Source organism: Leptolyngbya sp. 7M (genome assembly GCF_018128485.1).
Map to the genome: position 1 here is coordinate 2,918,593 of NZ_CP070897.1, position 12,392 is coordinate 2,930,984.

The window sequence follows — 12,392 nt, forward strand, 5'->3', positions numbered from 1 at the left end:
CTCTACTCTCCCTTGGAAAGTTCCAGTCATTCATTGGCTTTTCTCGTAGGAAAGGGGTTAATGCTAAAAGACATCACCGATCCCTAATTCTTTCTCGACTTCATCAGCTTCACGCTGTCAATTGCAGAGGAAGCTGGACCGGACCAGACAAAAACGGATTAGATGACCACCGCAAAGGCGGCTGATTCGCTAGCTGGAAATGGGGAAAAGATTGGAGTAATTGCCTTAAAACAGCCTGGGTAGCTAGAGAACTTAACGCCGCTCCTAAGCAATAATGAACTCCCATCCCGAACGCTAGATGTGGGTTAGACTTGCGATCAAGATCAAATTCTGCTGCTCTCTCAAAGATACTCTCGTCGCGGTTGGCCGAACCAATCCAGACAATCACTTCTTGACCTGCGTGCAGGATAGCCCGATCGATCTCAACATTACAGGTTGGAACCCGCGAAACCCCTTGAACTGGAGAGGTATATCGCAGTACTTCCTCCAAGAATGGCTTGAGCAGTCCTAAATCGCAGCTCAACTTGTCTCGCACTTCCTCATGCTGCAAAAGACAAAGAACGGAATTGGCAACGAGTTGAGCTGTTGTGTCTTGAGACGCTACTAAAATCAAGACGACGAACTCGATAATTTCTTGCTCATTGAGCGGCGCTGAATCGAGGCGGGTTTGAATGATGGCACTTAAAACATCGTCTCCAGGCTGGTGGAATTTTTCGTCGATTTTTGATCGCAGGTAAATATCGAAATCGGCTGACCAAAGCTCGGAGAACAGACTCGTGTACTGCTGCCTAGTCCGGGAGTGGGTTTTTCTCAGACTCCACCATTGCCTAATTTGTGGCCATTCCGCTTCTGGGAAACCCAGCAACATCAGAGCACAAGTGAGCGCTAGTGGAGAAGCAACATGCTCTACAATGTCACAGTAATCGCGATCAGCGGATTGTTCAAAGCATTTCTGAACAAACGTATCAATAAAACCAGTAAAACGGGCAAGGAATGATGGCGTAAAAAAGGGCTGAACACGTCCACGCAGAGCTGTATGAATCGGAGGATCTTTATGTAAAATGCTGAGATGCAGATCCTTATGCAAAAAGCGAGGAAACCGCACGCGGGAAAGATCCGAAGAAAAATGAGCGGTGTCTGTGAGAATTCTGCGTGCAGTTGCATAGTCGTAGACGGCCCAGACATCCAAGCGCTGATCATAAACCCGTGGGCTAACACGCCGCATGAATGCATAGAAAGCAGATAGCTGCTGTTGGTGCTTGACGGGCGGGAAAGCACTGGGTTTGAATTTATTAGACTGTAATTTTTCCATTGTGGTCAATTTCACGTTCGTGCTCACCTCCTGGGCTGTGCAATTTCGAAATGCTTCATTGCTTACAGCGTTTTTCACTCATGTGAGGTACAGGGGGTGTGGGGGCGAAGCCCCCACGCAGGGGCACTGCCCCTGCACCCCGTTTTTCGTACTTCACTAGCCTGAAAAAGGGTGTAGATTGACTAGATAGATGCTCAAGATAGCTTTTGAGCTACACGAGAATTAAACCAGAAATACGCCTTAGCTATGCCACAAATCATCTAACTCCGCATAGTCGGGTAAGGTAGGATCGATGGGTTTACCATCGCGGAGCACAATCCGGTCATGCTGAGAACGGGCTAGCAGTTCACTCCAGTAGCGGGACTTGAACAGAATTAAGTCGGCAGGTAGTCCGATCCCAATTCGTCCACAGCTCGGGAGCTGCATCAGGTTTGCTGGAATCGTCGTCACGCTCTGACACCAATTGCTGTAGGGCGCGTCGAGTTGGGCGATTCGCACGGCTTGGGTAAACACCTCCCAACCATCGTGGTCGCCATAGGCATAGAACGGATCCCGGCAGTTATCGCTAGCAAAGGCGACCGGAATTCCGAATTGCTTTAGCTCATGAACTAACGTCACACCTCGCCAGCGAGGAGTTTGGGTTTTGAATTGCGCGAGGTGTGCCAACTGTTCACCCGATAAAGCTTGCATAAACTGCTGCGAGACCATCTGATTTCGGTCTTGCAGATACAAATTGCACATCGGCAACAGAAGGTAAAACGTTCAGCAAACCCCTCTTCACACGAGCTGCAATACTTCAATATCTTTCCCATTCTTTTCAGACCCTCACGAGTATCCGCCGTTCGAGCGGCCAATTTCCCAATACTATATACTATAATGCCGGGCCGCAGATGTTAAGCCTTTTCATTGCGATCAGACGGCGACGCAAACTCCCCCTCGCACGTTCATTTCTCATAGATGCACCCAAAATCCCGTACGATGCCCGTCTTGAAGAAGTAATTTTGGCATAAAACATCCTTTGTAATATCGGGCGCGGCTGAGATCTAGTAATGAATACCTTCGACAACGCCCTTCTAGAAAAACGCAACTAAAACCTGTAACATTCTTAGTTGAATCGAATATTTGCAATGAAAAGATCAATGAATGTCTCACGAATCTGCGTGGTAACGGCACTGGTTGCGGTTTTTATAGGAAATGCAGTGTCGCAGACAAGGGCTCCCAGAATAGAAACATTATTGAACGGGCTAAAGGTCTTCATCTTACAAGATCCGCAAGCCGAGCTTGTTACCGCCAAGCTTCGTGTTAATGCGGGTGCTGCATTTGACCAGCAGGGCAAAGAGGGCACGATGAAAATGCTTGCGGAATCGATCTTTTTGACAGACGAAGCCCGGCGGTATTTTGTTGATGACCTGGACGGCTCGTTCGCCGTAGAGACAAATTACGATTTTATTCAGCTTAGCGTTTCCGGGCGTAGGGCGGCGATGATAGATCTGCTCGAAACGCTTGCCAATGCGGTAACCGAGCCGCAGATAGACAAGGATACAACGGAAGCGGTTCGCTCCCGTGTTAAAAAGGAGCTAGCCGCAAAGATGGCAGATCCCGTTTACATAGCTGATAGTGCGACAGCCGAACGATTATTCGGCACGTTCCCTTATGGCCGTCCGATCCTCGGCACAAATGAATCACTTACAAAGATTGACTTCGCCGACCTTAGATTTGCCAAAAGCAGATTCTTCGGCGCGGACAATGCAGTTTTGACGATCCGGGGAAACATTGATGCGGCCGAAGCATACCGTGCTGTTCGGCGTTTCTTTGGAGCGTGGTTGAAATCTGACCGCCGAGTCCCCGCTACCTTTCGTCAGCCGGATAGCCCAGATACGAGTTTGTTAGTTAAGAACATTTCCTCGGATTCGGGAGCTGAGGTTCGTCATGCCGTCCGCGGCACGTCGCGTTCTGCTCAAGACTTCGCCGCGATGGATATCCTTGCCAAGGTGTTGGATTCTCGTTTGAAAGCACACGTGGCTAAGGTCGCGAACGCATCAGGCTCCGTCCGAAATGAAGCTCATCTGCTTCCCGGACAAATGGTATTCGTGGTCTCAGGTATCGGAACGGATGCAAAAGTAAAACTATATCCGGGAGGCAACAGCGTGGATGGCACCGCCCTAATTGCCACGCTTCTTTCATCACCAATTTCCGCAGATGAATTGCTTACGGCGAAGAATAAGGTGCTAGCCGCTTTTGATTCCGGAAGCCCTGATGAGCTTTGGCTAGATACTGAAACATATAAGCTCCCGGCTCCGAGTATGCAGCGGGATCGCATCGCATCGGCCGATCTTGCAGCCGTTCAAAAACTTGCGGATTCCATAAAACAACGACCAGCCGTAAGCCTTTGGATGGTAAAGGGGATCGGATCGAATTGAACGCACTTTCGGAACAAAGGAAGATAAAGAGCGAAGAAGAGCATTCGCATGCAGTCCGCGCGATGTTTTCGGGCATTGCTTGGCGTTATGACCTGCTGAATCATTTACTTTCTGCGAATATCGACAAGCGTTGGCGGCGAAAGGTAAGGGAAATTCTTACAGTAACGCTTTCCAAAGAGAATGCTAAAGTGCTTGACGTCGCGTGCGGGACGGGCGATCTTTCTATTGAATTAAGTTCTGGTGCAAGAGCCGCAGTCATTGGAACGGATTTCTGCCGCCCGATGCTCTCAGTGGCACAAACCAAGAACGCCAAGATCCCATGGATAGAGGCCGATGCATTGAGACTATCATTCCCCGACGAAACGTTTGACGCAGTAACTATTGCATTCGGACTTAGAAATCTGGCGAGTGTTGAAAGCGGATTGAACGAATTTCATCGGATACTAAAAACCGGCGGGCAGTTGGTCATTTTGGAGTTTTCCGCTCCAGTCGTTCCGGGATTTCGGAAGTTGTTCGATCTTTATTTTTCCCACGTACTTCCCAGAATAGGCGGCCTTATTAGCGGCGAACGCGATGCATACGAGTATTTGCCGGATTCCGTATCTAAGTTTCCGGACCAAAAAGCCCTCGTCGAGCTGATGACAGAGTCCGGTTTCCAGAACGTTACTTTTAAGAATCTAACCGGCGGTATAGCAGCCATCCACACAGGCCAGAAAGAACCGTAAGAGGTTTTACCTAATCAAGTTGCCGTTGCCAACGAAAAATAACAAAATAAACCCGTTAGGATGAAGCATACTTTTCTAAATATTGCTCGTCAGCTCGGATTGATGCTTCTTGTCATTTGGACCGTAGTATCACTAGTAACCTTACTGATCGAACTGGTCCCTGGCACACCTGCGACTGCTATCCTTGGCGAAACGGCAACGCAAGAGCAAATAGACAGTTTCAACCAAAAACACGGGCTGGATAAGCCTGCATTTTTCTTCTCTTTCAACTTTGAGGACGGCTTTGCCTGGAATGGTGCGGATAACCGTTACCTGGATTATTTCAGGGGACTTTTTGTCGGCGATCTAGGCAGGTCGTTTCGTACGGATCGCCCTGTCCTCAATATGATAACGGAACGCTATCCAGCTACAATAAAACTGGCAATAGCTTCAATGCTTGTTGCAATAGGCATAGCCATTCCGTTAGGGGTTCTGGCCGGTACTCACAAAGGAGGGATAATTGATAACCTGGCTTCCTTCATCGCTTTGCTGGGCATATCGTTGCCAACTTTTGTGATTGGGCCGTTTTTGGTCTATATATTTGCGGTCAAGCTGCGGTGGTTCTCACCGACAGGCTCTCTCTATCCTGAAGATATCGTATTGCCCGCAGTAACCCTCGGAGCCGCACTTTCAGCGATACTTACCAGAATGGTGCGCTCAAGTGTGATCGAGGAGCTCGGGGAAGATTATGTGCGAACCGCGAGGGCGAAGGGCCTTAGCGAAAGGGTTGTTGTGTACAAGCACGTCCTCAAGAACGGCCTTATTCCGGTAGTAACGATTCTTGGCCTTCAGCTTGGCGTTTTGCTTGCGGGTTCGATCATCACTGAGAAAATATTTAGTTGGCAGGGACTAGGACTGCTGCTGCTGGAGGATGGAATCGCCAAGCGCGACTATCGGCTAGTGCAGGGGGGTGTTCTTGTGATCAGCGTAACTTATATTCTTGCGAATGCCTTGACCGATCTTGTTTATCGCTGGCTTGATCCAAGGATCAGGCTCACTTGAGTAGCTTGAAGATTGATTCTAATAGAAGCGCAAATAATCGATACTAGTGAATAGGCTGACGTACATCGGGATCGGGATCGCCGCCATGGTCATTTTCGTGGCAGAGAGGGCAAGATGCGGGCAAATAAACAGGCTTGCTGTTGCCAGGGTGCGAATAAGGGCAGCGATCGGTAGCCCACAGTCAGCAACACTCGCTGATTCACCAGTCGGTCTGTACTCAGCAACGCTGCAACGCTGTCAAAATACTCGATGCTTGGTTTAATCGCTGAATCTGTAGCAGCATTCACTGTCGGACGCTCGTAGCGCAAGTAGGGAATTTGATAGCGCTCAGAAACAGAAATGGCAAGCTGGGAAATGTCTACTGCAAAGGGATGGGACGCATCCAGGATCCGGTCAATCTGGTATTGCTGCAAGAAGATGGGAATCTGCTCGATCGAAAGCTTACCTACCCAGATGGGCATGGATGCTGGATAGAGCGAACGGGCCGATTCACTGACAACCGTTACCACACAGGGCAGATGCAATGCCATCATTGCTTTAGCTAATTCTGCGCTTTCTTGCGTGCCGCCAATCAACCAAGTCGTCATGTGATTATCTCAAGCGGCGATCAAAATTACATTCATAATCTATCATTCCTATACCATCTGCTGCTCTCGCTTCATCCAAGCTGATTCATGCCTTTAATGAAACAGCAACGCAATGCGGCAGGTATTGCAAACAGTACAGTATTGCAAACAGTACAATAGAGCAAGCTGCTCTCATCCACTGCTTCAGGCTAAATCTCATGCAAATCCTGATCACACCCACACAACTTGATCTCCCTGCGGGCACTATCATTCGGGTTCCGGCAACTTGGCAAGAGTATCAGACGCTCGCTGACCAGCGTGGGGATGGATCAATTCCTCGCATGAAATACTGTAATGGAGAGTTATTTCTGATGGTGCCGTTACCGGAGCATGGCAAAGATGCTAGTTTGATTGCTGACCTAACCAAAGTTTTGTTAGATGCTCAAGGGCTGGAGTATGACTCTTTCACACCGATTACTATGACACTGCCAGAATCAGGCGGCATTGAACCGGACTACTGTTTTTACATTCAAAGTTTGGATCAAGTCAGAGGCAAAAAACGAATCGATTGGCAGGTTGATCCACCTCCTGATTTGGTTTTAGAAATTGACGTTACCAACTACAGCAACGTGAATGATTACTTACCTTATCAAGTGCCGGAGGTGTGGATGTTTAAGGGCAACAGTCTCAACATTTATATACTCGACGGTAACGCCTATCGCCTCACACAAGCCAGCCGCTATTTCCCAACCCTTCAGCTTCAGACTATCGTGGATCAATACCGGCGGGTTGCTTACGAGCAAAGCAGCAGTCAGGCAATACGACAATTGAGACAACGGTTTCCTAGTTGAGGGAAATGTAACTGATCTGATTTATAGCACGCGATGGCTATTGGGAGTTCGCTATATGCTTTGGCAAACACATTGCGATCCTGCATGAACCGATCTAAAACTGCTAATCTACATTGCCACACCTTCCAATTCTTCATCTGCTATCTCGTACAATTGCCGTAATCGCTCTAGTTTTTCTTGATCCGGATGCCAAAATCCGCGTCCATGAGCTTCTAACATTCTGCCAACAATATTCCGAAATGCTTCTGGATTAGCTTTACGCAGTTTCTCGGCCATCGCCGGATCGAGAGCATAGGTATCTGCGGCTTGGTCGTAGACCCAGTTATCTTTAAAGTCTGTTGTACCAGCCCAGCCAATCATCGCCGTCATTCGCTGCGAGATCTCATAAGCTCCTCCCGCTCCCTGAGCTACCATTGCTTCAGCCCATTTGGGATTGAGTAGTTTAGTGCGGTATTCCATCCGCAGCAGGTCTTCGAGTTTGCGGGGAGTGGTGTCGTTGGAAAAACTTTCGACAAAGCTAGCCGTCACCTTTTTGCCGCGCTGCATCTCTGCCGCTTTTTTTAGACCGCCGGTATTGGCGTAGTATTCCTGAATGTCGGTCAGGCCATATTCTACCGAATCAATTTGCTGCACGATGCGTTCGGTAGTTTTGAGCAAAGTATTTAAAACCTCTGGACGCGCCTGCCCTTTGTCCTTTCTGCCATAGCTAAAGGTATTGCGGCCCTGCCAGGTTTGGCCCAGTTCATCACCTGATTCCCAGTTAGCATCCACAACTCGATCGTTCACTAGCGAGCCAAAGTCGCCTGCCGGATTAGAGAACAGACGAGCTGAGGCATTCTCAACTCCCTGAGCCTGAAGCGTCAACGCATGTTTGCGAATAAAGTTCAGATCCTCTGCTTCATCGGCGGTTGCGGCCCGTTGGAATAAATCATCTAATAACTCAATAATATTACCAAAACTATCCCTGAAGATTCCCGATAGATTCGCAATCACATCAATCCGTGGATGATCGATCTCGGTCAAGGGCTTTAGCTCATAGCGCACAATTCGCCCTGTCCCTTCTTTCACGGGTTCTGCACCAACTAATTCTAGCAGGATGCCCAGGGATTCACCTTTGGTTTTAATCGCATCTAGCCCCCATAACATCACGGCGACCGTTTCTGGAAAGGTGCCCTGCTCTCGCAAATGCTGGTCGATAATTTTACGGGCGATCTCGCGCCCCCGTTCATAGGCTGCCGCAGAAGGCATTCGGTAGGGGTCCAAAGCATGAATATTACGTCCGGTTGGCAAAACGCCTGGACCGTCGCGCAGCAGATCGCCTCCTGGTGCAGGCGGAATATACTCGCCGTTTAAACCACGCAGCAAATTGGTTAGTTCATCGGTAGTTTGCTGGAGCAAGGTACGAATTAGAATAGCCTCATTGATGCGATCTGATAGTTCTGGATCAATCTGTCGGCTCGGTTCGGTGGGCAACGCCTGAGCATGATAGTGAGCTAATGCGGTAGGCAAATCAGCTCCGTTGACGATATCGGTAATCACCGTTTCGGGTAGCGTATCACCCAAATAAGCCTGCAAATACTGCCGCAGAGATTCGCTATCAGGCGGTTCGCCCAAAACATGCAGTCCGGCAGAGAAGAGGCGATTTTCTAAGACCTGCAAGTAGTCGTAGAGCTGCACTAGATAATTTTGAAACGCCTGGTTACTGAAAAGCCGTGCATTTTCGGGGGTGAATTCAATGCCCAATCGTTTGGCTTCAGCAAAGGGGCAGTCTGCTTCCAGGCCAGTATCGAGGATTTTTTTGCAAATCGCTTCTTTCAGCAGGTAATTCTTTTCTGGATCTTCGCGATATTCGCTGATTAATTCCCGCAAGGCCACCAGCTCTTTGTACAGCCCAGCTCGACCATAGGGCGGCACATTATAGGAAATCAGCGTACCATAGCCACGCCGCTTGGCCAGGATGGATTCGGATGGGTTGTTGGCGGCATAGAGATATAAATTCGGCACGTTGCCCAGCAAAATATCTGACCAGGAATAGCCCGTATTGCCCAGCGGAGAACCGGGCAGCCATTCCACCGTACCATGCATACCGAAGTGAATCACCGCATCGGCTCCAAATTCGTTTTGCAGCCATTTATAGAAGGCGGCGTACTGAGGATGGGGCGTTAAATCACGCTCAAACATCAACCGCATCGGATCGCCGGCTAATCCCAACGGTGGCTGTACCCCGATGCCATCGGCGAGGAATACGAACCGGTGAGCCTTTGTCGCGCAGATAGTGCTGAATTTCGCCGCGAATGTAGGGAATGGCAAACGAACTAAAGGCGTGGCCCTTGGCAATATCAAACCGTTCAATCGCCCGAATTAACCCCATGCAGCCTACTTGCAGCAAATCCTCGTAGCTTTCAGTACATTGGTTGACCCAATGGTGAGCTTCTTTTCGTACCAAGCCGAGATTGAGCTGCACTAGTCGATTGCGAAGCTCTGCCGAAGGAAATTGATAATATTCCCGCAACAGTTCCAGGCTTTCGCTTTTGAGTTCATTAGCGGCTGAAGTGTGCATGACGAAATTCGGGTAGATGAAGCAAGATAGAATGGCTCACTAAGATTGCGTAGCATTTCAAACGGTGCTGCATCGGTTAGACTGCTTAAATCGAATTTGGGCAGCCCGTCAGTAGGCTAGTGGATAAAAAACAAACTGCGGCTTTTATGCCTCATATTCGACTGACCTGCGTTCGACTTGGCAAGTCAAAGCTAGCAACTTGTGAGACTAACGCAATAAAGCAAAGAGTTCAGGATTTGTATTGCCAACGTATTCCGTCTGCCGAAGTATCAACAACTGCATATTCACTGAATCCCAGATTAGGGCTTCCAAGATTTCTGAGGTAAAGCACGGACTAAAAATTTACCAATATTTCACATCATGTTTGGAAAATATTATATGGAGGTAGAAATTTAGCTAATTAGCAATCAAAATTGACAATTAAAAATTGCCAACTTTAAATTGGGGCAAAACAAAAAAGAGGGATATGTGATCCCTCTATTAATGATGATCCGAGTAATTTCAGAGCAAACATGCTAAAAGATTCCAGTTTTACTGATAATCCCTCAACAGGTTTGGGTTAGGAAGGCTCGACCCGGCCATAGAACAAGCCCCGAATCTTCACGTCAACCGGCGCTTTACTTCCCATGTCGGTATCCGAGGGTTGAATGCTTTCAAATGTACCTGCAACCTCACCCGTGGCGCTATTGACTTTAGCAACCTGTAACGAAATCCGCCCTGTACCTGTATCAAATCGCTTCAGGTTTTCCTTCAGGATTTCCTCGCTATCGGCACGCGACGGTAGAGCAACCGCATTATCATAGCCAGCAGTCAAACCACGACCCTTCGGATCTAAGAAGTTGGAAGTGCGGTAGGAAGGCACTCTGAATTCACCCTCAAAGTCAGTAGAGGTGTTAATGCCTTCAAAGCCCGGTTGGGTTTTAGCAACTAGGTCTTTAACAGTAAATAGGAAAGGTACCAGTTCACCATTGGGCAGCTTCACGGTGATTGGCTGGAAGTCGAACCCTTCTTCTTCAATAAAGGTCATGCTACCATCCGCATTAAACTCCAATCTACCTTTCACCTGATCCAGCGAAGACGTTTTGCGAGTCATAGGCTTCCCAGCAATGAACTCAGCCTCTCGCCGTTTATTGGTCGATTCTTCCTTCACAAAGTAATTGGTTGGCTCCAAACATAGCTCTTTCAGAACATAGGTTTCGCCTCGTTCTAGAGGAATGGAGCCCCGTCGAGTGTCCTCCAATTGAGGGCAAGTGTTAGCTAAGCCTGTTCCCCGCACTTGCTCATAGGTGAGTGCAGTGGTTGCATTTGCTGGGCCTTCACTGCAAGCGGTCAGCAGACCAAAACAAAGAGCTAGAAAGGCAACAATTAAAGCGCGATACCTCATGGTCAACCTCTAGTATCTAATGTAAAAACCCTACCAGTGTCATGTTATAAAGTGTCGATCTGGCAAGCTGGAAAACTAGCGTCCCGACAGGCCAGTGGGTCATGCTGCAAGCTTTAGGCCAGCCTTGACGACTAAACTCAGCTACCACAATAGTGAGCCAGGTATTTGCTTAGGTGCATTAACCTAGTGAATCTTCAGCCTTCCCGCATCGAACTCGATTAAGCCCTAAGTCAACCTTGCTCCAGTAAACCTTGCTCGAATGTCAGCGCGGCATGGCTCAATGATGACTCCATACTGAATTCTACAAGACCTTGTTGCTCTTTTATCTCGATTCGCCAATTCCATATCCCAGATGACAGTTGACTTGGACGTTACGCTAAAGAATGAGCAATGAACGATCACTTGTGAGGAGCGCAATAGACAGCATGGATGAATCGGTAGGACTAGACTCGAAAAAATTTAAGGCAGACTTGGAAGCAATTGCTAGTTTGGTTCAAATGGTTGCTCAGCAGCATCAGGGGCAAAGTACAGAGCTGCTAGCAATTCTGCGATTGTTGGAACAACTGCATCAGGAAATTCGGGACAGTCTTTTTCAGGAGTCATTACCTGATAATCGGCAAGCGCTTTACGCTCTGTTGCGCGATATTGAGACAAGTGGAGGATGGCCTTATATTCATCGAATGAAGCTGCAAGCATTTCTCTCTTATTTGTCTGACCAGTCTGCTGTTGAATCACCTGCTGTTGAATCAGATTGATGAGGCATCACCGCAATCATGATGTTCATCCGCAAAACACAAACCAGCATCAGGATCGGATATCCCACCAAACCTAAACCCGGAAATCGCTAAAATTGAAGAACTTAAGGGAAATACAGAGAGAAGACTGCATGATTCCTACCGTTATTGAACAATCGGGACGTGGCGAAAGAGCGTTCGACATCTATTCCCGCTTACTGCGCGAACGCATCATCTTTTTATCAGAAGCGGTTGATTTTGATATGGCCAACCGGATTGTGGCGCAGATGCTGTTTTTGGAAGCTGAGGATCCAGAAAAGGATATTTACCTCTACATCAATTCACCCGGTGGCGTGATTACGGCAGGGTTGGGCATTTACGATACGATGAATCACATTCGTCCCGATGTTTGCACCGTCTGCTATGGATTGGCAGCAAGTATGGGAGCCTTTTTGCTCAGTGCGGGTGCCAAGGGCAAACGAATGAGCCTGCCCCATTCTCGCATCATGATTCACCAGCCGTCAGGTGGAGCACAGGGTCAAGCAGCCGATATCGAAATTCAAGCGCGGGAGATTCTCTATCTCAAGCGGCAGCTGAATGAAAGTTTAGCCAAACACACAGGTCAGCCCTTAGAGCGCATCGAGCGTGATACGGACCGTGACTTTTTCATGTCGGCTCAAGAAGCGATGGAGTACGGTTTGATCGATCAGGTAATCGACCGCAGCTCGGTTGGCAGCCGCCCCGAGATGGCTGCTGCCAAGTAGTTGGCAACTAGCTGGTCGCAAATGGTTCTAGATAT

The 12,392-nt window shown here is 48.5% G+C and carries 12 protein-coding genes; 5 read left to right on the top strand and 7 right to left on the bottom strand.

Annotation, left to right across the window (positions count from 1 at the left end; genetic code table 11):
* Positions 1-109: 109 nt before the first annotated feature.
* A complete protein-coding gene (locus JVX88_RS14320) occupies positions 110-1,327 on the bottom strand; it encodes a cytochrome P450 (RefSeq protein ID WP_211627970.1) in 1,218 nt (405 codons plus the stop codon).
* Positions 1,328-1,552: 225 nt separating this feature from the next.
* Positions 1,553-2,053 carry an amidohydrolase family protein gene (locus tag JVX88_RS14325; RefSeq protein WP_211627972.1) on the bottom strand — a complete coding sequence of 167 codons (501 nt, stop codon included), beginning with the start codon at positions 2,051-2,053 and terminating at the stop codon, positions 1,553-1,555.
* A gap of 458 nt (positions 2,054-2,511) precedes the next feature.
* Here JVX88_RS14325 and JVX88_RS14330 point away from each other — a divergent pair, with 458 nt between their 5' ends.
* From JVX88_RS14330 to JVX88_RS14340, 3 genes are read left to right on the top strand one after another with little or no spacing between them, the layout of a single operon-like run.
* Positions 2,512-3,732: a M16 family metallopeptidase gene (locus JVX88_RS14330; RefSeq protein WP_211627973.1), complete on the top strand. Its 1,221-nt coding sequence runs from the start codon at positions 2,512-2,514 to the stop codon at positions 3,730-3,732.
* Positions 3,729-4,457 carry a bifunctional demethylmenaquinone methyltransferase/2-methoxy-6-polyprenyl-1,4-benzoquinol methylase UbiE gene (ubiE, locus tag JVX88_RS14335; protein ID WP_211627975.1) on the top strand — a complete coding sequence of 243 codons (729 nt, stop codon included), beginning with the start codon at positions 3,729-3,731 and terminating at the stop codon, positions 4,455-4,457. Before JVX88_RS14330 ends, ubiE begins: the two co-directional genes overlap by 4 nt.
* A 60-nt stretch (positions 4,458-4,517) precedes the next feature.
* On the top strand, positions 4,518-5,498 hold the full coding sequence (locus JVX88_RS14340; RefSeq protein WP_211627977.1) for an ABC transporter permease: 981 nt from the start codon (positions 4,518-4,520) through the stop codon (positions 5,496-5,498).
* A gap of 89 nt (positions 5,499-5,587) precedes the next feature.
* Here the strand turns inward: JVX88_RS14340 and JVX88_RS14345 are convergent, their stop codons facing one another.
* Positions 5,588-6,085: a precorrin-6A/cobalt-precorrin-6A reductase gene (locus JVX88_RS14345; protein WP_211627979.1), complete on the bottom strand. Its 498-nt coding sequence runs from the start codon at positions 6,083-6,085 to the stop codon at positions 5,588-5,590.
* Positions 6,086-6,282: 197 nt separating this feature from the next.
* Here JVX88_RS14345 and JVX88_RS14350 point away from each other — a divergent pair, with 197 nt between their 5' ends.
* A complete protein-coding gene (locus JVX88_RS14350; RefSeq protein ID WP_211627980.1) occupies positions 6,283-6,915 on the top strand; it encodes a Uma2 family endonuclease in 633 nt (210 codons plus the stop codon).
* A gap of 108 nt (positions 6,916-7,023) precedes the next feature.
* On the opposite strand, the gene JVX88_RS14355 is transcribed toward JVX88_RS14350, so the two are convergent.
* The 4 genes from JVX88_RS14355 to JVX88_RS40640 form a co-directional block, all read right to left on the bottom strand.
* Positions 7,024-9,105, bottom strand: coding sequence for a cobaltochelatase subunit CobN (locus JVX88_RS14355; RefSeq protein WP_317134634.1), 2,082 nt, complete (start codon positions 9,103-9,105; stop codon positions 7,024-7,026).
* On the bottom strand, positions 9,089-9,475 hold the full coding sequence (locus JVX88_RS14360; RefSeq protein WP_410503765.1) for a sigma-70 family RNA polymerase sigma factor: 387 nt from the start codon (positions 9,473-9,475) through the stop codon (positions 9,089-9,091). The genes JVX88_RS14355 and JVX88_RS14360 overlap by 17 nt, the downstream gene beginning before the upstream one ends.
* 559 nt (positions 9,476-10,034) lie before the next feature.
* Positions 10,035-10,859 (bottom strand): photosystem II manganese-stabilizing polypeptide, encoded by an 825-nt coding sequence (locus JVX88_RS14365; protein WP_211627982.1) that lies wholly within the window; start codon positions 10,857-10,859, stop codon positions 10,035-10,037.
* A gap of 483 nt (positions 10,860-11,342) precedes the next feature.
* A complete protein-coding gene (locus tag JVX88_RS40640; RefSeq protein WP_211627984.1) occupies positions 11,343-11,594 on the bottom strand; it encodes a hypothetical protein in 252 nt (83 codons plus the stop codon).
* 151 nt (positions 11,595-11,745) lie between these two features.
* Here JVX88_RS40640 and clpP point away from each other — a divergent pair, with 151 nt between their 5' ends.
* The gene (gene clpP / locus JVX88_RS14375) at positions 11,746-12,357 is read left to right on the top strand and encodes an ATP-dependent Clp endopeptidase proteolytic subunit ClpP (protein WP_035997205.1); all 612 of its coding nucleotides are present in this window, start codon (positions 11,746-11,748) and stop codon (positions 12,355-12,357) included.
* Positions 12,358-12,392: the final 35 nt, after the last annotated feature.

Excerpts from the sequence above, each read along its gene's own strand:
- JVX88_RS14360 (WP_410503765.1), bottom strand. The coding sequence starts at position 9,475 with ATGCACACTTCAGCCGCTAATGAACTCAAAAGCGAAAGCCTGGAACTG.
- JVX88_RS14325 (WP_211627972.1), bottom strand. The coding sequence starts at position 2,053 with ATGTGCAATTTGTATCTGCAAGACCGAAATCAGATGGTCTCGCAGCAG.
- JVX88_RS14350 (WP_211627980.1), top strand. The coding sequence starts at position 6,283 with ATGCAAATCCTGATCACACCCACACAACTTGATCTCCCTGCGGGCACT.
- JVX88_RS14365 (WP_211627982.1), bottom strand. The coding sequence starts at position 10,859 with ATGAGGTATCGCGCTTTAATTGTTGCCTTTCTAGCTCTTTGTTTTGGT.
- clpP (WP_035997205.1), top strand. The coding sequence starts at position 11,746 with ATGATTCCTACCGTTATTGAACAATCGGGACGTGGCGAAAGAGCGTTC.
- JVX88_RS14355 (WP_317134634.1), bottom strand. The coding sequence starts at position 9,105 with ATGCGGTTGATGTTTGAGCGTGATTTAACGCCCCATCCTCAGTACGCC.
- JVX88_RS14340 (WP_211627977.1), top strand. The coding sequence starts at position 4,518 with ATGAAGCATACTTTTCTAAATATTGCTCGTCAGCTCGGATTGATGCTT.
- JVX88_RS14345 (WP_211627979.1), bottom strand. The coding sequence starts at position 6,085 with ATGACGACTTGGTTGATTGGCGGCACGCAAGAAAGCGCAGAATTAGCT.